At 65.9% G+C, this 21,550-nt stretch carries 16 protein-coding genes; 9 read left to right on the forward strand and 7 right to left on the reverse strand.

All coding sequences use genetic code 11. The features are described 5' to 3' along the window. Positions 1-89: 89 nt before the first annotated feature. The gene (ppdK, locus tag HZF03_RS05315; protein WP_165858190.1) at positions 90-3,104 is read left to right on the forward strand and encodes a pyruvate, phosphate dikinase; all 3,015 of its coding nucleotides are present in this window, start codon (positions 90-92) and stop codon (positions 3,102-3,104) included. A gap of 318 nt (positions 3,105-3,422) precedes the next feature. Further along, complete coding sequence (locus tag HZF03_RS05320; protein WP_119020127.1) at positions 3,423-4,853, forward strand: cell wall hydrolase; 1,431 nt, start codon at positions 3,423-3,425, stop codon at positions 4,851-4,853. 556 nt (positions 4,854-5,409) lie between these two features. On the opposite strand, the gene nadC is transcribed toward HZF03_RS05320, so the two are convergent. From nadC to nadA, 3 genes are all read right to left on the reverse strand, one after another. Continuing rightward, the gene (gene nadC, locus HZF03_RS05325) at positions 5,410-6,285 is read right to left on the reverse strand and encodes a carboxylating nicotinate-nucleotide diphosphorylase (protein WP_119020128.1); all 876 of its coding nucleotides are present in this window, start codon (positions 6,283-6,285) and stop codon (positions 5,410-5,412) included. Between the two features lie 16 nt (positions 6,286-6,301). Next, a complete protein-coding gene (locus HZF03_RS05330) occupies positions 6,302-7,918 on the reverse strand; it encodes an L-aspartate oxidase (RefSeq protein ID WP_119020129.1) in 1,617 nt (538 codons plus the stop codon). 93 nt (positions 7,919-8,011) lie between these two features. Further along, positions 8,012-9,124 carry a quinolinate synthase NadA gene (nadA, locus tag HZF03_RS05335; RefSeq protein ID WP_119020130.1) on the reverse strand — a complete coding sequence of 371 codons (1,113 nt, stop codon included), beginning with the start codon at positions 9,122-9,124 and terminating at the stop codon, positions 8,012-8,014. Between the two features lie 352 nt (positions 9,125-9,476). On the opposite strand from nadA, the gene acuI reads away from it, so the two are divergent. From acuI to HZF03_RS05365, 6 genes are all read left to right on the forward strand, one after another. After that, on the forward strand, positions 9,477-10,463 hold the full coding sequence (gene acuI, locus HZF03_RS05340) for an acrylyl-CoA reductase (NADPH) (protein ID WP_119020131.1): 987 nt from the start codon (positions 9,477-9,479) through the stop codon (positions 10,461-10,463). A 114-nt stretch (positions 10,464-10,577) separates the two neighbouring features. Continuing rightward, on the forward strand, positions 10,578-11,147 hold the full coding sequence (locus HZF03_RS05345) for a hypothetical protein (protein ID WP_119020132.1): 570 nt from the start codon (positions 10,578-10,580) through the stop codon (positions 11,145-11,147). Between the two features lie 806 nt (positions 11,148-11,953). Then, entirely contained in the window at positions 11,954-12,694 is a 741-nt protein-coding gene (locus HZF03_RS05350) for a helix-turn-helix transcriptional regulator (RefSeq protein WP_165858191.1), read from the forward strand. 85 nt (positions 12,695-12,779) lie between these two features. Then, positions 12,780-14,996, forward strand: coding sequence for a TonB-dependent receptor (locus HZF03_RS05355; RefSeq protein ID WP_165858192.1), 2,217 nt, complete (start codon positions 12,780-12,782; stop codon positions 14,994-14,996). A 7-nt stretch (positions 14,997-15,003) separates the two neighbouring features. Beyond that, positions 15,004-15,447, forward strand: a complete 444-nt coding sequence (locus HZF03_RS05360) for a hypothetical protein (protein ID WP_119020135.1) — start codon at positions 15,004-15,006, stop codon at positions 15,445-15,447. After that, entirely contained in the window at positions 15,440-16,294 is an 855-nt protein-coding gene (locus tag HZF03_RS05365) for a class I SAM-dependent methyltransferase (protein ID WP_119020136.1), read from the forward strand. Before HZF03_RS05360 ends, HZF03_RS05365 begins: the two co-directional genes overlap by 8 nt. Here HZF03_RS05365 and HZF03_RS05370 read toward each other — a convergent pair. From HZF03_RS05370 to HZF03_RS05385, 4 genes are all read right to left on the reverse strand, one after another. After that, entirely contained in the window at positions 16,291-18,963 is a 2,673-nt protein-coding gene (locus HZF03_RS05370) for a DUF2339 domain-containing protein (protein ID WP_119020137.1), read from the reverse strand. The two genes, HZF03_RS05365 and HZF03_RS05370, sit on opposite strands and share 4 nt — an antisense overlap. 51 nt (positions 18,964-19,014) lie before the next feature. After that, positions 19,015-20,010 (reverse strand): NUDIX hydrolase, encoded by a 996-nt coding sequence (locus tag HZF03_RS05375; protein ID WP_119020138.1) that lies wholly within the window; start codon positions 20,008-20,010, stop codon positions 19,015-19,017. After that, positions 20,007-20,513 carry a tyrosine phosphatase family protein gene (locus tag HZF03_RS05380; RefSeq protein WP_011156628.1) on the reverse strand — a complete coding sequence of 169 codons (507 nt, stop codon included), beginning with the start codon at positions 20,511-20,513 and terminating at the stop codon, positions 20,007-20,009. The genes HZF03_RS05375 and HZF03_RS05380 overlap by 4 nt, the downstream gene beginning before the upstream one ends. A gap of 66 nt (positions 20,514-20,579) precedes the next feature. After that, positions 20,580-21,197, reverse strand: coding sequence for a YfbR-like 5'-deoxynucleotidase (locus HZF03_RS05385; protein ID WP_012494793.1), 618 nt, complete (start codon positions 21,195-21,197; stop codon positions 20,580-20,582). Between the two features lie 189 nt (positions 21,198-21,386). Here HZF03_RS05385 and HZF03_RS05390 point away from each other — a divergent pair, with 189 nt between their 5' ends. Continuing rightward, positions 21,387-21,548 carry a hypothetical protein gene (locus tag HZF03_RS05390; RefSeq protein ID WP_165858189.1) on the forward strand — a complete coding sequence of 54 codons (162 nt, stop codon included), beginning with the start codon at positions 21,387-21,389 and terminating at the stop codon, positions 21,546-21,548. Positions 21,549-21,550: the final 2 nt, after the last annotated feature.

Consider the following 21,550-nt stretch of genomic DNA (forward strand, 5'->3'; position numbering starts at 1 on the left):
GGCTCGGGTTCCGCCAGCTTGCTTGAGACCGCCAAAACGTGGTCTAAAGCGCCCGTTTTCTGTTCCTCTTTCGCGGACCGTTGAGAGCCATGGCCAAAGCCGCTTCGAAGAAGAAGACCGCCCCGAAATCCAAGTCTTCCAAGACTGCGCGTGGAAAGGGCGCTGCCGCGTCGAGTGCGCGCAAGGCAGTGGCGAAGAGCCCGCCGAAGCCGGCCAAGAAGGCTGTTAGCAAGCCGGCCGCCAAGCCCGCTGCGAAGTCGAAAGCGGTGACCAAGCCCACCACCAAGACGGTGACCAAGGCTGCGGCCAAGCCTGCAACCAAGGCGGCCACGAAGCCCGCGACCAAACCGGCCGCGAAGGCGGTGGCCAAGTCCGCTGCCAAGCCCGCCAAGAAGCCCGCCGCCAACGTGGTGGCCGCGCCGAAGGCCGGCAAGTGGGTTTACACCTTCGGCGACGGCAAGGCTGAAGGCCGCGCCAACATGCGCGACCTGCTCGGCGGCAAGGGCGCCAACCTCGCCGAGATGGCCAATCTCGGCCTGCCGGTGCCTCCGGGCTTCACCATTCCGACCTCGGTCTGCACCTACTTCTACGCCAACGGCAAAACCTATCCGAAGGAGCTGCAGTCGCAGGTCGAGCGCGCGCTCGATCACGTCGGCAAGCTCACCAACAAGAAGTTCGGCGACGCCAAGAACCCGCTGTTGGTGTCGGTGCGCTCCGGCGCCCGCGCCTCGATGCCGGGCATGATGGACACCGTGCTCAACCTCGGCCTCAACGACCAGACGGTCGAAGCGCTGGCCGAGAAGTCGGGCGACCGCCGCTTCGCCTATGACAGCTATCGCCGTTTCATCACGATGTACTCGGACGTGGTGCTCGGCTTCGAGCACCATCACTTCGAGGAAATCCTCGACGCCTATAAGGACGCCAAGGGCTTCACGCTCGACACCGATCTCGATGCCGACGACTGGGTCGATCTGGTCGGCCAGTACAAGGAAGCCGTGGCGCGCGAGACCGGCGAGGACTTCCCGCAGGATCCGCACGCCCAGCTGTGGGGCGCGATCGGCGCGGTGTTCTCGTCGTGGATGAATGCCCGCGCGGTGACCTACCGCCGCCTGCACGACATTCCGGAATCCTGGGGCACCGCCGTCAACGTCCAGGCGATGGTGTTCGGCAACATGGGTGAGACCTCGGCGACCGGCGTCGCCTTCACCCGCAACCCGTCGACCGGCGAAAGCCGTCTGTACGGCGAATTCCTGATCAATGCGCAGGGTGAGGACGTCGTCGCCGGCATCCGCACCCCGCAGGACATCACCGAGCACGCCCGCCTCGAATCCGGCTCCGACAAGCCGTCGATGGAAATGGCGATGCCGGAGGCGTTCAAGGAGCTGACCCGGATCTATACCCTGCTTGAGAAGCACTACCGCGACATGCAGGACATGGAGTTCACGATCGAGCAGGGCAAGCTCTGGATGCTGCAGACCCGCGGCGGCAAGCGCACCGCCAAGGCGGCGCTGCGGATCGCGGTCGAGCTCGCCAACGAAGGCCTGATCAATCGCAAGGACGCCGTGACCCGGATCGAGCCCGGCTCGCTCGACCAGCTGCTGCATCCGACCATCGACCCGAATGCCAAGCGCGACGTGATCGCCACCGGCCTGCCGGCCTCGCCCGGCGCCGCCTCCGGCGAGATCGTGTTCTCGTCGGATGAGGCCGCCAAGCTGCACGCCGACGGCCGCAAGGTCGTGCTGGTGCGCATCGAGACCAGCCCGGAAGACATCCACGGCATGCACGCCTCGGAAGGCATCCTCACCACCCGCGGCGGCATGACCTCGCACGCCGCCGTGGTGGCGCGCGGCATGGGCAAGCCCTGCGTCTCCGGCTGCGGCGCGATCCGCGTCGATTACGGCCGCGGCACCATGATGATCGGCAACCGCACCTTCAAGGCGGGCGACATCATCACCATCGACGGCGGTACCGGCCAGGTGCTGGCCGGCAAGATGCCGATGATCGAGCCGGAACTGTCGGGTGACTTCAACACGCTGATGGGTTGGGCCGACGAAGTCCGCAAGCTCAAGGTCCGCGTCAATGCCGACACCCCGGCGGACGCCCGCACCGCGATCAAGTTCGGTGCCGAAGGCATCGGCCTGTGCCGCACCGAGCACATGTTCTTCGAAGAGACCCGCATCCGCACCGTGCGCGAGATGATCCTCGCCGAAGACGAGCAGTCTCGGCGCTCCGCGCTCGCCAAGCTGCTGCCGATGCAGCGCGCCGACTTCGTCGAGCTGTTCGAGATCATGAAGGGCCTGCCGGTGACGGTACGCCTGCTCGATCCGCCGCTGCACGAGTTCCTGCCGCACACCCAGGCGGAGATCGAGGAAGTGGCGCGGGCGATGAACGCCGATCCGCGCCGGCTCGCCGATCGCGCCCGCGAGCTCGCCGAGTTCAATCCGATGCTCGGCTTCCGCGGCTGCCGTCTTGCGATCGCCTATCCGGAGATCGCCGAGATGCAGGCCCGCGCGATCTTCGAGGCCGCGGTCGAGGCCGAGAAGCGCACCGGCGAGCAGGTCGGTCTCGAAGTGATGGTGCCGCTGATCGCGACCCGCGCCGAGTTCGAGCTGGTGAAGGCCCGGATCGATGCCACCGCGCAGGCGGTGAACCGCGATACCGGCAGCAATCTGAAGTACCAGGTCGGCACCATGATCGAGCTGCCGCGCGCCTGCCTGATGGCCGGTGACATCGCCGAAAGCGCCGAGTTCTTCTCGTTCGGCACCAACGACCTGACCCAGACGACGTTCGGCATCAGCCGCGACGACGCCGCCAGCTTCCTCGGCACCTATATCGAAAAGGGCATCTTCACGGTCGACCCGTTCGTGTCGGTGGACCGCGACGGCGTCGGCGAGCTGGTCCGGATCGGCGTCGAGCGCGGCCGCAAGACTCGCGCCAAGCTCAAGGTCGGCATCTGCGGCGAACACGGCGGCGACCCGGCGTCGGTGGCGTTCTGCCACGAGGTCGGCCTCGACTACGTGTCGTGCTCGCCGTATCGCGTGCCGATCGCGCGGCTCGCCGCGGCGCAGGCCGCGCTCGGCAAGGGCATCGCCAGCCAGGCGTAATCGCGCCTCGCAATTGATCAGATTTCGAATGGCCGGGCTTCGTCCCGGCCATTTGTATTTGTGCGTTGGTAACCAGCGGCGCGGCTGATGTGCAACGTCTTGTTAACGACGTCGCACAACGCATTCTTAACCAGCGTTATGAAGCGCTGATTCACCACATTCGCAGCCGGTTCCATGAACTAACAGCTTGGCGTTGCGTGTTGCTCGCATGCATCGGCCATTAACGCACGGGCAACTTTAATCGGATAACAACAGAAACGATCAACTTGTCCGAAACCCTCGGACTTGATCGCGAGTAAGCGTTGCGTGAGCGTATAGATGTCAGTCATGCGTAACCGGTCGAAGGGCGCGCGGATTGCGTCCTTCGGCCTCGGGGTTTGTGTCTTCGCGGCGCTGCCCAACGAAATCGGACACCAGGATATTGCGTCGCTGCTGGTTCGGCAGACGGGCGTTACCGAGCGTTGGCAGAAGCGGATGTTCGCGTCCTCGCTCGGCTCGGTGCAGGTCGCGACGTTCTCGTTCGGCCGGCCGCTCGGAACCTGGACACCGCAGCTCGGCTCCTCGCGTCTGGTCAGCATCGAAGGCCGCAGCGGCGGTCTCGCCGCCACTCGCAATCCGCTGCTGCAGGCGCCGTCCCGTTACCAGGCTTCCGACTACCCGAAGGTCGACCGCACCCTGAAGGGCGACCGCCTCGCGCTCGCTAGGCCCGACCAGTCGCCGACCCTCGAAGTTGCGCCTACGCCGGAGGACGCCGGCTCGCAGGCGCCCAACGTCGCCGGCGGTAAGACTGCCGAACAATTCCCGAGTTCCGATCAGAACGGCGCGCTCCGCGCGGCCGAATCCTCGCCGGCGCTCGATCCCGAACTCGCCGAAGCGCTGAAGTCCGAGCCGCTGCCGCAATACGATGGCTCGCTGTCGCTCGATAAGGACCACGAGGCGGCCGCTGTCGCGCCGCGGCCGCGCGATCCGTTCTCGTTCAAGACTGCCAGCCTGTTCTTCGGCACCGGCTCGCTCGGCGGCATGGATGAATCCCTGGAGCAGTGGCAGCCGGGCGAAGAGCCGATCATCGTGTCGCCGAACGCGGCCGATCCCGACATGAAGTCGCCGCTGCCGCAGACTGCTGCGCTGGATCCGTCCGCTTCGGGCGAAACCATCGCCGGCAAGGGCCAGGTCAACGTCGATCATCACGTCAAGACGCCGGCCGAGCGGCTCGGCCTCGCCAATGACTCCAAGCTGCGCGCCAAGCACGAGAAGTGTCTGGCGGAAGCGGTGTATTTCGAATCACGCGGCGAAAAGGTGCGCGGCCAGATCGCGGTGGCGCAGGTGGTGCTCAACCGGGCGTTCTCCGGCTTCTATCCGACCAACGTCTGCGGCGTGGTCTATCAGAACAAGAACCGCCGCTACGCCTGCCAGTTCACCTTCGCCTGCGACAACATCGCCGACGTGGTGCGTGAGCCGGAGATGTGGGACCGCGCCCGCAAGATTGCGCGCGCGATGCTCGACGGCAAGCTGTGGCTGCCCGAAGTCGGCAAGTCGACCCACTACCACGCCTATTGGGTGCGGCCGTCCTGGGTCCACGAGATGAAGAAGATGTACAAATTCGGCGTACACACCTTCTATCGTCCGCGCGCCTGGGGCGACGGCAGCGACGCCCCGAGCTGGGGCACCGCCGCCGAAACCGCCTCGATCGCCGCCCAACTCACCGAAGCCGCCAAGAGCTCGGCGGAGATTCAGGCCAGGGGCAACTAAGCGGGCAGCGCGCACAGGCCCCGCCTGTGTTGCCTGTTGTTTCCTTGACAGCCCCAGCAGTCATTCCGGGGCGCGCGCAGCGCGAACCCGGAATCTCGCGGTTTGGAGAAGGGGCGCTTTGCCAATTTCAGATTCCGGGTTCGCTCGCTCTCGCGCGACCCGGAACGACACCTTCAGATTTCGTCATTCCGGGATGCGCTGCGGAGCAGCGCAGGCCCGGAATCCATAACCCCTGCACTTGCTCTTTGGGCGAAGCGGTTATCGCCCTGTGCCTTAACGCGATGACGGTGGTTATGGATTCCGGGCTCGCGCTTCGCGCGCCCCGGAATGACGTGGCGGAGTCTATTACTTACTTGTAGCGTCATTCGCGGGCCTGCCCGCGCATCCATCGTTCTTCAAGAGGATGGATTGCCGGGTCGAGCCCGGCAATGACGCTTGGTGAAGCGGGTCAGCTTCGCTTCATCGTCGCGATCCGGCATTGCTGCCAAAATCGACAGGGACCCATCGGTTGCAGCTGAGAACTAACCATCGACGTTTCGGGGCCGTAGGTGCCAGACTACGCGTCGATATCCAGCGCGACGTCGAAGTTCGGCGCCGAGTGTGTCAGCGCGCCGGAGGAGGCGTAGTCGACGCCGGTTGCGGCGATGCTGCTGATCGACTCGCGGGTGACGCCGCCGGAAGCTTCGAGCACGACGCGGCCGGCGCTCATCGCCACCGCTTTCTTCAGCGTGTCGAGATCCATGTTATCGAGCAGCACGACGTCGGCGAGATTGGTATCGAGCACCTCGCGGAGCTGATCGAGCGTGTCGACCTCGATCTCGATCTTGACCAGATGGCCGATCTTGGCGCGCGCCGCTTCCAGCACCGGTCGGATGCCGCCGGCCACCGCGATGTGGTTGTCCTTGATCAGGATGGCGTCGTCGAGGCCGAAGCGGTGGTTGAAGCCGCCGCCGCAGCGCACCGCGTATTTCTCCAGCGCGCGCAGCCCCGGCGTGGTCTTGCGGGTGCAGCAGATCCGCATCTTGGTGCCTGCGGTGTGGCGGACGTAGTCCGCGGTCAGCGTCGCGATGCCCGACAGCCGGCCGACGAAGTTCAGCGCGGTACGCTCGCCGGCGAGAACGGCGCGGGCCGGGCCCGAGATCGTCAGCACCTGAATGCCCGCCGCCACAGTGTCGCCGTCGCGCGCATGCGCGGTGATGGCGACTTCGGCCGAGAGTTGGCGAAACGTCTCGATCGCCAGCGGCAACCCGGCGATCACGCCGGCCTGGCGCGCCACCAGGATCGCGTGCGCTTGTGTTGCTTCCGGAATCGTTGCGACCGAGGTGACGTCGCCGGCACGGCCGAGATCCTCGTCGAGCGCGCGCCGCACAGCGTCGGTGATCGCCAATGGCGACAGGAATGCATCGGGATGCAGCAGGGCAGACGGCAACATGAAAGATGGTCCTGAATCAGGCGAGCGCGGATTGCGCAGAGAGGCGAGGGGAGCGCGGGGCACCGCCGCCGAGCGCGGCGGCGCGCTCGCGGGCCTGAGCCAGCGAGGTGGTGGTGCGTTTCGCCTGCGCCGGGTTTTCTGTCGGATAGTCGGCGCGGTAGTGCGCGCCACGGCTCTCGGTGCGTGCCAGCGCTGCGGTGGCGACCAGCAGCGCGGTCGTCGCCATATTGGCGAGCGTGGTCGACGAGGTCTCGGCTTCGAGTGCCGCGAACGTTCGCACCGCTTCGGTCAGTCCGTCGCGGTCGCGGACCACGCCGACCTTGCCGGCCATGGTCTGGCGCAGCAGCAGCTCCTGCGCTGGATCGATCGGCGTGCTGTGTGTCTCGTGCACATCGAGTCGCGACTTGGTCGCGGCGAGGTCGGTGCCGGCGATGTCCTCGGCGATCCGCGCCGCGTACACCACGGCTTCCAGTAGCGAGTTGGAGGCGAGCCGGTTGGCGCCGTGCGCGCCAGTGCAGGACACTTCGCCCGCCGCCCACAGCCCGTGCAGCGAACTGCGTCCGCGCATGTCCACCGCGATGCCGCCCATGTGGTAGTGCGCCGCCGGCGCAATCGGGATCGGCTGTGTCGCCGGATCGATGCCAGCCGATATGCAGCTCTCGTACACGGTCGGGAAATGCTCGGCGAAATGCGCGCCAAGCGCCTTGGTGGCGTCGAGATAGGCGCCGCGGCCGGAGGCGACTTCGGCAAACACGCCGCGGGCAACGATGTCGCGCGGCGCCAGCTCGGCGAGCGGATGCGCGGCCAGCATGAAGCGTTCGCCCTGGCCGTTGATCAGGATCGCGCCTTCACCGCGCAGTGCCTCGGTGGCGAGCGGCGCCGGATCGCGGCCGACCATGATGGCGGTCGGATGAAACTGCACGAATTCGGGGTCGGCAATTCGCGCGCCGGCCCGGGCCGCGATCGCCAGCCCGACGCCGCGGGCCTCGATCGGATTGGTGGTGACGGCATAAAGATGACCGATGCCGCCGGTGGCGAGCACCACCGCGCGTGCCGCGATGTGCATCGGCGAGCCGGCGGCGTTGCCGACCTTGCGCAGCCGCAGTCCGGCGACCGCATCGTCGTGCATCAGCAGCCCGTCGGCAAACCAGCCTTCGATCACCTTGATCGACGGCGTGTTGCGCACCGCTTCGGTGAGTGCGCTGATGATCGCCTGGCCCGCCATGTCGCCGCGGACGTGGACGATGCGCCGCGCCGAATGCGCCGCTTCGCGCGCCACCGCCAGCCGGCCTTCGAGGTCGCGGTCGAACGGCACGCCGTAGCTGAGGAGATCGTGGATCCGTGCGGCCGCTTCGCCGGCGAGGCGATGCGCCACCGCCTCGTCGACCAGTCCGGCGCCGACCGCGATGGTGTCAGCCGCGTGCGATTCGGCGCTGTCGCCTTCGCCGACAGCCGCGGCGATGCCACCCTGCGCCCAGGCAGTGGAGGCGCCTTCGCCGAGCGGTGCGGCGCTGATCACCGTCACCGGCCGCGGCGCCAGCTTCAGCGCGCAGAACAGGCCGGCGAGACCACCGCCGACGATGACGACGTCACCATGGACGCCAAGATGTGCGAACTCAGGCGTGGTGCTCATGCGGCGATCCAACTCTCACGCGATTGTCCGCGAACGCCTTCGATGCACAGCGATGGCGGCACGGACGCCGCCATTCGTCGCGAGCCCTGAAGCTCAGTTGTTCAGGTTGATCATCCGCTCCACCGAGCGCCGGGCCGGCGCGATGATGGCGGGATCGACCGTCACTTCCTCACGCAGATACACCAGGCTGTCGAGGATCTTCGCCAGCGTGATCCGCTTCATGTGCGGGCACAGATTGCACGGCCGCACCATTTCGACGTCGCGCAACTCGGCCTGGACGTTGTCGGCCATCGAGCACTCGGTGATCATCACCACGCGCTTCGGATGCTGGGTCTTGACCCAGTTGATCATGTGCGCGGTCGAACCGGTGAAGTCGGCTTCGGCCAGCACGTCCGGCGGACATTCCGGATGCGCAATGATCTTTACGTTCGGATCGGCCTCGCGATAGACGCGCAGCTCGTCGCCGGTGAAGCGCTCGTGCACTTCGCAGGCGCCCTTCCAGGCGATGATCTTCACCTTGGTCTGGGAGGCCACGTACTTCGCCAGATACTGATCCGGCACCATGATGACGCGGTCGACGCCGAGGCTTTCGACCACCTGCACGGCGTTCGACGAGGTGCAGCAGATGTCGACTTCGGCCTTCACGTCCGCGGACGTGTTGACATAAGCGACCACCGGCACGCCGGGGAATTTCTCGCGCAGCAGCCGAACGTCGGCGCCGGTGATGGAGGAAGCGAGCGAGCAGCCGGCGCGGGAATCCGGGATCAGCACGCGCTTTTCCGGATTCAGGATCTTGGACGTCTCGGCCATGAAGTGCACGCCGCACTGCACGATGGTCGAAGCCTTCACCTTGGTGGCTTCGATCGCGAGCTGCAGCGAGTCGCCGACGATGTCGGCGACGCAATGGAAGATCTCCGGCGTCTGGTAGTTGTGCGCCAGGATCACGGCGTCGCGCTCGCGCTTCAGCTCGTTGATCGCCTTGACGTAGGGCGCCATGAACGGCCACTCGACCGGCGGCACGACGTTCTGCACCTTCTCATAGAGGTGTGCGGTCGCCGCTTCGACTTCGGGCGTCCATTCCAACGACGGCATCGGCAGCGCGCGGGCGCGTTCGTTCGCGCTCAAAGGTGCGCGCGGCAGCGACCCTTGGCGCGCATGCGGCGGCAGGCCGAAATTCTCCGGACCGTAGAGTTCAGCAAGCGGCATCGACGCCTCCTTGTACCGCGCTCCAATATATACTCAGTTTGAGCATATGCTGGGTTTGAGAAATCCGGCCACGATGGGCCGGCAACTTCCAACCGCTGCGATGAACCGCTTCCCTAAAGCCTTCGCGTCCCCGCGCCCCGCTTCCAGGAACCTATGAGGATAGGCTTATCCTCATTCAGAGCATAACTAATATAACACGTGGCTCCAGGTTCCGCCAGAGGCCGAAAGGGTTAAATCGTCACACCAGAGTCACGCAATTGCATCGCTGCAGCGCAGCGCGATCTTTACAGCGGGCCTGCGCTTTCTCTAACTCACGTCGGCATCGGCAAGCACAATTCAAGGGGGAGCGACAATGGCGACGTTCAAGGCGATCCGGATCGACAAGGCCGAGAAGGGCACCGTCGCGGCGCTGACCCAGTTCGACGAGGCCGAGCTGATGGACGGTGACGTGACGGTCGCGGTGGAGTGGTCGACCCTCAACTACAAAGACGGTCTCGCGGTCACCGGCAAGGCGCCGGTGGTCCGCCGCTTTCCGATGATCGCCGGCATCGATTTCGCCGGCACCGTGCTGGAGTCGTCGCATCCCGATTGGAAGGCCGGCGACAAAGTGGTGTGCAACGGCTGGGGCATGGGTGAGACCCATCTCGGCGCCTATGCCGAGAAGGCCCGCGTCAAAGGCGACTGGTTGGTGCGCTTGCCGCAGTCGCTGACTGCGCGTGACGCGATGGCGATCGGCACTGCCGGCTACACCGCGATGCTCAGCGTGCTGGCGCTGGAGAAGCACGGGCTGACCCCGAAGGACGGCCCGGTGGTCGTCACCGGCGCGGCTGGCGGCGTCGGTTCGGTGGCAATCGCACTGTTGTCGAAGCTCGGCTATCACGTCATCGCATCGACCGGCCGGGCGTCCGAAGAGGCTTACTTGCGACAGCTCGGTGCCGCCGAGATCATCGATCGCAACGAGTTGTCCGGTCCGGCCAAACCGCTGGCGAAGGAGCGCTGGGCCGGCGGCATCGACAGCGTCGGCTCGACCACGCTGGCCAATCTGCTGTCGATGACCAAGTACCGCGGCGCTATCGCCGCCTGCGGTCTGGCGGCCGGCATGGACCTGCCGAGCTCGGTCGCCCCGTTCATTTTGCGCGGAGTGTGTCTTTACGGCATCGACTCGGTGATGTGCCCGTTGTCGGAGCGCAAGCGCGCCTGGGAGCGACTCGCAACCGATCTCGATCCGGCAAAACTTGCGGAAATCACGCAAGAAATCGGCCTCGACCAGGTCATCGACGCCGGCGCCAAGGTGCTGGCTGGTCAGGTCCGCGGCCGCATCGTGGTGAAAATTTCGTAGGGGATCGGTTACTTCGTTCAGACTTTACCAACCAAGCTGCGCCATTCTTGCCGCAGTTTGTATGGTAAGGATCGGGTTAAGCGAGTTTCACCCGCTCCCAGTAGGAGTACAGGCATGTTTGCGCGTTTCGTAGTCGGAGCCGTGATATCCGGCGCTGCTGTCCTTCCGGCGATGGCCGGTTCGATGAATGCGGACGAGGCACGTAAATTCGTCGCGAACAAAGTGTTCGCGTTCACCTGTTTCGATGGAACCCGCGGCGCAGGCCGCGTGTTCGACGATGGCGGAGCTGCCGGCCAGGTGCAGTTCTCCGGCGCCGGTCCCAACCGTTTTATGCGCCTGCCCGGCAACACGCTGCAGGTGCGCGGCGAAGCGATCTGCGCGTCGATCAAAGGCATTCCGTTCGAGCCCTGCTTCAACCTGACCAAGACCAGCGAGCGCAGCTTCCGCGGTGCGGTCTCGGGCATGGGCTTCGCGTATTGCGATTTCCGCCATCAAGGCCGGATCCAGCTCGCACGCGCCATCTCGCATTCTCACACGCAGAGCCGTCCGCGCTCGCTGCACGCGCCCGGCAACCAGCAACGCGCCGAAGTCACCGCCAGCGTGCCGACGCCGCGCGTGGAGTCGGCCCGGCTCGATCCGCCGAGGGCCGAGGCCGCGCCCGAGCTGCGCCGCTCCACGGACTAAGTCGACCTGTCGCGCTTCTCGGGGAGGCGCCGTCTGCCTGACCCGGATTTAAGTGGTGAAACTCGGCTAGAGATGACGCGCATGCGCCGGTCGCACGAGCCGCGTTCTCGTTGGCAATCGAGGCGACACGACAGTCGTAGCTTCGGCCCTCTGTCGCGTCGACCGGAAGGTGCCGCCCCACGTGTCGGGGTGGTCACCCCTTGTGGCGTTCGATTCAGAAATTGGTCGTCATCGCGAATCGGAACGTCAGCGGTCTGCCTTGGGCGATGGTGCCGTAGCTCGCGACGCCCGACCAAGTCCTCGTTGAGCACATTCTGCACCGCTGCCGGAAGGTCACCGGCCGTGCGTTGATCGTGGTGCGGTAGCGCATACCGAGATCGAGTCGGGGCCATGCGGGATCATCTGCGTGTTCGGGGCATTGACGTATTGCTGATAATCGCGGCCGGGACTGAACATGTTAGCAGGCGTCACCATCGCGACATCGCCTGGTCTCGGCGTCCGTCTACTTTGATATGATCTAAATTGTTGAGTTTGCGCGATTATTTATGTGGCCCTAAGACTATCGGAGGGATGCGAAGACAGCCGGACAGCATCGGTCCACGTGGCTCCATATGGACGTTCAAGCGTACGAGCAAGTTGATCTGATCCGGTTCGAAGCGGCTCTCCGCTCGCCGCGCGCTGTCGATACTCCTGCGTGCATCCGCAATCTGCAGGTTCAACCCGGCCTCAACCTGCTCTCGACTGATCTTCGCCTGACCAGGCCGGCCGTCGTCGAAGCCGAGACCTTTCCGTCGGTCTGCCTCAGCGTGGTGCTCGACGGCTATGCGCAAGGCAAGACCGCCGGCATCGACACCGGCTTTCGTCCCGGTGAGTTCTGGATCTCGTCGACCAACGATCGCGTCTCGACGCGGAAGGTCATCCTGTCGGCGCATCCGGTGCGCACGGTCGAGCTGGTCGTCACGCCGCAATGGTTCGAGTTCGCGCAGACGCGGTTCGGCGGCGACCCGGCGTTCGATGCGATGGGCGCGGCCGTCGAACGGGCAACTGTGACCCGGCGCCGCCCGCTCGATGCACGGCTGAAGCAAGTCGCCAGATCGATCCAGCATTCAACCGGCTCCGGGTTCGCGACCGCGCTCTACCTCGAGAGTCGTGCACTCGATCTGTTGGCCGCACTGGCGGCGGAATTCCAGGGTGGCGGTGAACGTCCCGCGGTCGATCTCAAGGCTCCTGCGCTGGAGCGGGTGGTCGCCGTCAGGGAGCAGATCGATCGCGATCCGGCCGTGGCGACGACGATCACTGCGCTGGCGGCTGCGTTCGCCGTCAGCCCCAGCAAACTGAAGCAGGATTTTTCCGCCGCCTTCGGCGTCGGTCTCGGGCGTTACATTCACGAACGGCGCCTGCAGTTCGGGCGAGAACTCGTCGAAGACCACGGCGTGACCGTCTCGGAGGCCGCCTATCGCTGCGGATATGGCCAGCCGGCGAACTTCACGACGGCATTCAAGCGTCGCTTCGGCCGGCCGCCCAGCGCCGTCAGACGCTTCTCATAAGCCCTTTGTCTGAATTCATAAGCGAACGATGTCTCGCTTCGTGAACAACTCTGCGATGACTGCCCCGGCGAAGTGCGAGGGGCTAATGACCAGACGCAATCTCATCGTTCTGCTGATGTGTTCGGTGTCGTATCCGGCGATTGCCCAGCAGGCCGTGATGCTCGACGAAATCACGGTGACGGCGCAGAAACGTCCGGAGCAGGCGGCCGACGTTCCGATCAGTATCGACGTCTGGAGCGGCCAGCGCCTCGAGGAAAGCCGGACTCTGCGCCGCGATCAGGCGCTGTCGGCGACGCCGAACGCGCAGATGGGAACGGTCTCCGGCAGCCTCTACACGAATTTCACGGCGATACGCGGCGTGGGCTCGGCGTTGATCGATACCGATCCCGCCGTAGGGCTCTATGTCGACGGCGTCGCGGCCGGTGCGTCGCAGACCTACGGCGGCAATCTGCTGGACATCGATCGAGTGGAGATTCTGCGCGGCCCGCAGGGCACGCTCTACGGACGCAACAATCTCGCCGGTTCAGTCAACGTCATATCCAATCTTCCGGATCCGTCGCGGACGTACGGCGAATTCGGCGTCGACTACGGCCGGTTCAACACGGCGCGCAGCTTCGGCTTCTTCAACACGCCGATTGGTAACAGCGGTTGGGCGGTTCGTGGCGCGCTGTCCGGCTCCCGCAATGACGGCTATACGCCGGATGATGCGACAGGCGGGAAGGTCAACTCGCTGCAGGATATCTCCGGGCGCTTCAGCGTTATGGGGCCGGTCAGCGACACGGTGGACTTTCTGGGAAGCGTCGAGCACGAGCGTCAACGCACCGTCGATGGCGCGTTCATGAGCGAAGCGGATTTCCAGGCCGGGCGGCGCAGTGTCGACATCGTCAATCCGTTCAACGGCACCCTCTCGACGACGACCGCACGCGCTCAGTTCACGGCCCGCCTCGACAACGGTGATCGTCTGGTATCGCTCACCGGCTTCCGTACCAACGAAACCGACTTCAAGGGCAATTCGTTTCCCCAAGGCTATTTCGCCGCGACCAACGCCTTCTTCAGAAGTGCGGGTGTCGCCGGCTTCCAGTATCGGGCCGACAATCCCTTCAACGGAAGCTACGATCAGATCTCCCAGGAATTCCGCTACGAATCCGATCACAACGAGCGCTTCAAATGGGTCGGCGGACTCTACGCGGAGCGCAGCCACGGATCCCGTCAGTACGGCCTGACCAACAGTTTCGATTCGGGCGGCTTCTTGAGTGGGAGCGGCGTGACGCTGCAGTCGAAGGGCGTGACCGACACGACCGCACTCGCCGCCTTCGCGGACGGCACCTTCGCGCTGACCGAGCGCTGGAAGATATTCGGGGGAGCGCGCCTCGGCTACGATCACAAGGAGTTCTCTTACGACTTCCGGTCCGACAACGCGTCGTTCAACACGATCTTTGCCCCGGTCGTCGCCGGCTTTGCGCCGGCCTATCTCGCCAGCCTGTCCGCGCCGTATGTGACGCCGCGCTTCGGCACTCAGTTCGACGTGAGCGACAAGCTCAACGTCTATGCCAGCATCAGCCGTGGCTACAAGTCGGGCGGGTTCAATGCCGGCTTCGTCGCTCGCGGTGACGAGAAGGCGTTCGACGCCGAGACGCTGTGGAGCTACGAGGCGGGTTGGAAAGGTCGTTTCCTCGCCGATCGGCTGTCACTCAACGGCAGCGTCTTCTTCATGGATTGGCGCAATCAGCAGGTTCAGACGTTCAACGTCGCCACCCAATCGACGCCGATCCAGAACGCTCCGAAGAGCCGGTCCTACGGCGCCGAACTGGAGGCCCGTCTGAAGATCGACGATCATTGGTCGGTGCGCGCCGGGCTGGGATATGTCGACGCCACCTATGTCGACTTCAAGAACGCGCTCGCAACCGGAGCCTCGACGACGATCGACGTCGGAGGCAACCAGCAGCAATACGTCTCGAAATTCTCGGGCACGGTCGGCATCGGCTATGCCTGGAACGTCGGCTACGACGATCTGCAGGGGGCGGCGGAGGTCGCGTATCAGTTCCGGTCCGGATTCTACTTCGACGTCGCCAACACGCTGCGCCAGCCGGCCTATGGCTTGCTGAATGCGAGGATCGGGGTGGAGAACGAGCGCTACGCCGCGCATCTGTGGGGGCTCAATCTCGCCGACCAGCGCTATCGTGTCTCGGCGACGGACTTCGGGCTCGGTTCGCTGGTCGCGGTCGGAACCCCGCTGACGGTGGGGGCGACGTTCAAGATCAAGTTTTCGCAGCAGAACGACGCCCACGCGATCGTCAAATAGGTGCCCGATGAACAGCCCTCTCGACGTCAAGGATCTGATGGACCTCGGACTAGACCCGGTCGTCGTCTTCAACCCGCCGTCGATCGGCACGCCGGATCGGATTGAGCGCTATCATGCGGCGCTGGAATGGTTGATCGGGCGAGAACGGCCGTTCGTCCTGGTCACGCGCGCGGACGGAGACGAGGCGTCGGAAAGCCACGAGGATCGCAAGTCCCGCGCTGTGTGGTTCAAGAACAATCTGATGGCGTTGGTGCAGGTGTGCCGCGGGTTCGTCTACGTCGAACAGGACGAAGCCAGGCGGGCCGCGTGGCAGGCCCGGGCTGAAGGCATGGCCAAGACGTTTCCGGTTCCGATGATCATCGCCGGCGACATGGAAGCTGCAATCACGCAGGCGCTCGATCTGGTGGCGGCGTCGCGAGATCCTGCACCCGGCGGCTCTCCACATGCCTGAAAAGATGTCGGCCGACACTCTGCACGGCGTGGCGGAGACGCTGCTCATTCCGCAGGCCGCACGCGCGCTGCTGCCGCATCGGTTGCCGCGGAGTCGGTACGACGATCCGGAGGCGCGCCGCATCGCGAAACAGCTCGATGCTGATCTGACCCGGTTCCAGAGCGATAGGGCGTCGATGGAGAGCGCGATTGCGCGATCCGACTGGATTGATCGCCGGGCGGCGGCTTTCTTCATGGCTCATCCTGGCGGCTATGGCGTGAGTCTGGGGAGCGGGCTCGACACGCGCCTGGCCCGGCTGGCGCGGATCACCGACATGGTGCGCGCCGAATGGATCGACCTGGATCTGCCGGAGGTGACGGCGCTTCGTCGCCGACTCATTCCGGATACGGACTCATCGCGTTCGATCGCCGCGGACTTGAACGGCACCGACTGGTCCAGGGTGCTGGACGGGGCGGCGGATCGTCCGCTCATCGTCACCTGCGAAGGCGTGTCGATGTACATGACGCCCGAACGGGTGGCGGCTTTGTTCGGGACCATCGCCCGATGCCGCGGCGCATCTCGCGCGCCAACTGAGATCATCTTCGATTACTGCAGCCCCATGATGGCGCGACTCGGACGACATCACGTGTCGGTGCGCAAGACGTCGTGCGGGCGCTCGGACGCATCGCCGTTCCGGTCCAGCATGCGGCGCGCCGCCGACATCGCCGCCTTCGATCCACGCTGGCGCATCGACGAAGAGACCGATGGTCCGGCGCGCAGCGGCGCGGTCGGGACGGTGATCGCGACGATGCACCGCGTGATGACCGGCCGTATGGTCTACGGCCTGGCCAGAGCCACGCTGGTCTAACGAACGGGATCCTCGGGTGCATCGCCCGTCACGGGCGTGCCGCGCGGACGGAACAGGATGCGCTGATACAGCCATCCGATCGCCACCAGCACCACGCCGAGGCCCATGAACGACAGCGCCCGGTACACACCGGTCAGCGTCGACATGTCGATCACGAACACCTTCAGCACGGTGAGCCCGATCACCACCGCCGATGCCAGCCGCGCGCGCTGTGAGTTGAACAGCAGGCCGGCACCGAGCAGCAGCACGCCGCAGATCAGCCACGCCACCGAGTAGGTGTATTGTTCGGCATCGGTGGTCGGCCCGTAGGCCAGGATCGGGCCGTGATACACGCGCTGCACCTGCAGCGTCACGTAAGCGAGCCCCATGATCAGCGCCAGCGCGGCGAAGCCGTTGGCGTAGGCCGGACGCCGCACGCCTGCGACCGCATAGGACAGCAGCAGCGCCAGCACGGCCGGCAGCGCGTAGGCGAGTACGAGGCGGTTGATGATGAGCCCGCCGACATCGGTGGTCCAGAACGTCGGGTTCTCCCACAGCAGCAGGCCAAACACGCTGCCCAGCGCAGCGAAGATCGCGAGCAGGATCGCAGCGATGTTGTGGACCGGGCTGTGGCTGCGCAGCCGCAACCGTTCCAGGCCGATTGCCATCGCGAGCGTGACGCAGACCTGCAGGGCGACTTCTGTCAGGCCGGCGCTATCGCGATAGACGTCGCCGCCATTCACCGCGTGGCGGATTTCCATGAAGGCAAGCAGCACGGTGAACAGGATTGCGGCGGATTCTATCATGCGTAATGGCGCATCATCGCCGCGTCGGCGCATCCAGATGCTGGCTAGCCAGAACGAGGCCGCCGGCACGCCGTAGCCCCACAGCAGCCAGTTGAACACCGGCGTGGTGCCGACCGTGTCGCCGACGATGCGCGGCTCGTAGCCGATCCGGGCCACGACGATGCCGGCGAGGATCGCGGCGAGCCAGCGCAGGAACGGGATCGGCCGCTGCAGCGAGATCCACGCGGTGCCTGCCGCCATCAGCGCCAACGCGATCGTGAGCCAACCCTTCTCCAGCGCGAAGGTCAGCGCCAGCGCCAGCGCGCCAAGCGTCCCGGTCGCAAACAACGCGATCGAGATCGGCAGTCCCGGCCGATTGTCGCGCTTGCTGAGATGCTCGGTGGCGAAGCCAAACACAGCGGCGAGCACGACCGAGACAATCGCGAACGGAATTGAGCGATCGAGATGCACGATACGCGCATACAGCGCGATCAGCAGCGCCAGCGGCGTGAACACGCCGGCTGCCGCCCAGATCACTGGCACGGCCGCGTTCGGAGATCGTCCCTGCGCCAGGATGCCGAAGCCGGCGAAGCCGAGGCCGAACACCGCGGCGGCGATCAGATGCGTCGTCACCGGACCCGACAGCGGATCGGCGCCAATGCCCGGTAGCGCTCCGCCCGGAAGGACGAGGAGCTCGGGACTGCCGCGCACCACCCACGACAGGAACACCAGACCGACCAAGCCTGCCGCAGCGCCGACCGCAGCAGTGGCGGCCGCGGCGCGCCAGGCGATGCCGAGCGTTGCGGCGACCAGCCCCGCGAACACGATCAGCGCCGCATCGCTGTGCGTGCTGGCCACCACGATCAGCGCGGCACCGAGCAGATAGGTCGCGAGCGCTGCCGACGAGACCGGTTCGATCCGGCCCGGCTCGATCGACGGTCCGAACAGCAGACCGCATACCACCAGCAGCGCCGCCAGCGTGAAGCCGGCGATGACGTGGAAGGCGTGCGGTGCGATCAGCGTCGCGGCGCCTTCGAGGCCGGGCAGCGTCCACAACAGGGCGAGAATGACCGTCGTCACAGCCAACCAGCGCCACAGCCGGATACGGGCGAGCGCGAACGAGGCGGCGGTGATGACCGCCAGGTAGATGTAGAGCGCCCAGTAATCGGGCTCGCCCGACGATACCAACACCGGCGTCGCAAAACCGGCGACGACGCCGAGCCCGGCGAGTGCCGGTCCGTGGAGGAGTGCTGCGGCGAGCGTGCCGAGCGCGACAAGGCCGAGTAGGATGAAGGCGGTTGCGGGCGCGAGGAAATCGTACAGCGCGTAGGACGCATACACGGTCGCGAATGCCACCGCAGTGCCGGCCGCTGTGAGGATCGCCGGGATGTTGGCGATCGGCAGCGCGGCGAGCTGTGCGACGCTTTCCTTGCGGCGCGTGATTTCGCCGGCGATCAGCAGTGCCAGCGCGAACAGAGCGCCGAGCAGCACCCGCACGCCGGGACCGAGCAGGCCCTGCTCGATCGAGTAGCGCACCATGAAGAAGCCGCCGAGCGCCAGCGTCAGGCCGCCGATCCACACCACCCAGCGGGTGCCGATCCGCTCCTCGAATCCGGGCTTCGCAGCTTCTGCGACCGCCTCCGCCGCGGGAGTGGCCGTTGTGTCAGGCGATGATGGTTCGATGGCAATCGTCGCGGCAATCTCCGGCGCGGCCTCGGCCTCAGGAGCCAGCGGAGCCTCGTTGATCGCGATGGGGGCAGCCGTGGCGGCTTGGGGCGTCGCGGGGAGGGGCTGTCCTGCGGTCAGCGCGTCGAGCCGGGCGCGCAGCTGAAGGATCTGGGTCTGCGTCTTGCGGGCGATCACCAAGGCGACGATGGCGATCGCAAAAGCCAGTAGCTCGAACATCCAACCTCCAGGCGAGCGGCCCAGATGGCGGGGCGTTTCGCTTTGACAGAATTACCGCCGGCCGCGCACGCGCAGGCCGGGGGCGGGCCGTTCCTGCAGCACCTCGCGGCGGAAGCGGAACAACGCAGCGGGGCGCCCGCCGGTTCGTGTCGACATCTCGCCAGTCGGTTCGACCAGCGCGCCGGCTTCCACCAGGCGGCGGAAATTCTGCTTGTGCAGATGCCGGCCGGAGATCGCTTCGACGGTGTGCTGCAATTCGGTGAGTGTGAACTCGGGCGGGAGAAGTTCGAAGACCACCGGGCGGTATTTCAGCTTGGCGCGCAGCCGCGCGATCGCGGTGGCGAGGATGCGGCGGTGGTCGAACCGCATCGCGACGCCGAGTGTCGGCACCTTGCTGCGCGACAGCGCCGCCGGGCGGCCGTCGCGGCGCGCCTCTTCGATCAGCCCGGCCTCGTAAAGCAGTTCGTAGCGGTCGAGCACGCGCTCCTCGTCCCACGGTGCCCCATCCACGCCGAAGAACAGCCGCACCCGATCCTTGCGTGCCAGCGCCCGCGCCATCCCCGGCTCCTCGGCCTGTGCGGCCCAGGCGGTGAGTTCGGGGATGATATCGCGCGCGATAATCGCCGGCTGCTGTTCGCGCCAGTCTTCCCACGGGAAGAAGCGATACCAGGGTTCGAAGGTGGCGCCAGCCGCACGCGCGGCGTTGTCGGCGGCGCGGGTCAGCGCCAGATAGCCGATCGAAGCGACGTGAACCTCGGTGTCGCCGAGCCGGGCGTGACGGCCACGGTCTCCGAAGGTGTAGAGCTGCTCGACATAGCCGAGCCGCAGCCCGGTCTGCTCTTCCACCCAGGCCCGCAAGCCGATCTCCAGGGTGCGGTGGGTGATGGCGTCGAACGGGCCGTAGGGCAGGCCGGCGAGGCTGCCTCCGCCGTCGCCCGACGCTGTCAGGATCATCGGCTGGTTGGCCTCGATCGCGACGATCGCCGCGGTCAGTCCGATCTCGATCGGAACCGTGGCCTTGTCGCTGATCTCGGAGGGCAGGCTCATTCGAGATCGACGCGAAACGGCACGCCCTCGATGCTGAGATCGCCGGGGCCGATCGCCTCGAGGGCGCGCAGCATCCGCCCCTGCCGCCCCAGCGCCCGATCGGCCAGCGCCACGATCAAACGATTCGGTGATGCGCAGGGCGAGGCCCGGCGGATCTGACGGGCGATCGTCACCTCGTCGCGATGCGGATTGAGCGCGCAGGCGGCCGCAAATGCGCTGGCGGTGGAGCGGCTGATGCCGGCGTAGCAATGCACGACCAGCGGCGCCGAGCGATCCCAGCTCCGAACGAAATCCAGCACCTGGCTGATGTGATCGAGATTCGGCGCGTTGAAGCCGTCCATCACCTCGGTGATGTCGTCCATCTCGATCCGCAGGTGGTTGGCTTCGAGCACTGTGGCCGGGCGTTGCACTTGGCCGACATTGGCCATCACCGAGAGCACATGGCTGGCCTCGGTCGTCGCAACGGTCGGATGCAAGGCTGCGAGCGAGCAGACGTGAATCATGGGCCTTTCCGAGGTTGGCGCGATCTTAATCCTGCGCCGCGGGCGGTGAAAGCGCGATGACGGGACTCAAGCCTGCAGGCTCTCGAACCGGGCCAGCAGCCGCTTTTCGGCCTTTCCGGCCGGCCAGGGCGTCAGATAGTCCTCGACCATCGCCTCCGGCAGGCCCGGATCGTTGCCGAACAGCCGCTTGGCCTCGGCCTTGGTGAAGCCGGCGAGGTGAGTCGCTTCGAGGTAGGCGGAGCCGCGGTCGGCGGCCTTGATCTGGCGTTCGATCGCCTCATCCAGCACCGCCGGCAGGCCGAAGCGGATGTGGATCGCGCCGAGCAGGCGCTTTTCGACCCGCTTGTAGGACTCGCCGATCACCGCTTTGAACGGCGAGATCATGTCGCCGATCACGTATTCTGGGGCGTCGTGCAGCAGCGCGGCGAGCCGCAGCTTGGCGTCGATCCGCGGGTTCTTCTCGCGCATCACCGCCTCGACCAGCAGGGTGTGCTGCGCCACCGAAAAGATGTGGGAGCCGCTGGTCTGGCCGTTCCACCGCGCCACCCGGGCGAGACCATGGGCGATGTCGGCGAATTCGACGTCGAGCGGCGAGGGATCGAGCAGATCGAGCCTGCGGCCAGACAGCATCCGCTGCCAGACGCGGCTGGAGGCTTGCGACGATTTCTTCGGCGAAGACGGCATGACGATTCGAAATGGGACAGCTTGAGTAGATAGACGCGCCGCGGCGGCCGCGGCGATGTAACCGCCATATAGGCAGCCTTGCCCGAACTAAGCCACCGTCTCGGCCCAGTTCTGCACGATCTTGAGAGTACGATCGGGGTCCTTGTGCTGGTGGGCGTATTGCACCAAGGGGGATACACGATGGGGAGATTGGATCGCCGCGATGGGGAGCGGCTGCAGTGCAGTGATGCGGACGAACGGGCCGCACCAGCGGTGGCGCTGCGGGATCTGGAGAAGGAAAACGAGACGCTGAAGGAACTCGTCGTCAGCCTCTCCGAATTGGTGATGAAGCGGGTCGCGGGGCAGCGCTGAGA

This window comes from Rhodopseudomonas palustris, assembly GCF_013415845.1.
Lineage (GTDB): Bacteria > Pseudomonadota > Alphaproteobacteria > Rhizobiales > Xanthobacteraceae > Rhodopseudomonas > Rhodopseudomonas palustris_F.